A 749-nucleotide genomic window follows, 5' to 3' on the forward strand; every position below is an offset into this window, starting at 1 on the left:
CATCACCGAAGGCGGGCAGATCACCTACACCGCSACCCTGAGCAACCCGGCCGGCACGCCGATGACCGTGACCTTGAGCAACGGCTCGGTCATTACCATCGAAGCGGGCCAGACCACCGGTACTGTYGTGGTCRAGACCCCGGCCAATGACGTTTATGTAAACGGCAGCACCGTCAGCACCACCATCACCGGCACCACCGGCGGCAACTTTGAAAACCTGGTGCCGAACACCACCCCGGCCGTGACCACCATCACCGACTCCGTGGACAACACCGGGCTGAGCCTGACTGCCACCGGCAACATCACCGAAGGTGGCCAGATCACCTACACCGCGACCCTGAGCAACCCGGCCGGCACGCCGATGACCGTGACCTTGAGCAACGGCTCGGTCATTACCATCGACGCGGGCCAGACCAGCGGCAGCGTCAACGTACCGACTGCGGCCAACGACGTTTACAGCAACGGCAGTACCGTCAGCACCACCATYACCGGTACCACCGGCGGCAACTTYGAAAACCTGGTGCCAAACACCACGCCGGCCGTGACCACCATTACCGACTCTGTGGACAACACCGGGCTGACCCTATCTGCCACCGGCAACATCACCGAAGGCGGGCAGATCACCTACACCGCCACCCTGAGCAACCCGGCCGGCACGCCGATGACCGTGACCTTGAGCAACGGCTCGGTCATTACCATCGAAGCGGGCCAGACCACCGGTACTGTTGTGGTCAAGACCCCGGCCAATG

Annotated in this window: 1 protein-coding gene; it reads left to right on the forward strand. The window is 63.2% G+C overall.

Features of this window, described 5'->3' with window-relative positions:
• Positions 1–749, forward strand: a 749-nt coding sequence (locus AC1D1M_RS31415; RefSeq protein ID WP_477778692.1) for an immunoglobulin-like domain-containing protein, incomplete at both ends; no start/stop codon positions are given.

Source organism: Pseudomonas sp. P1_F7 (assembly GCF_056405655.1).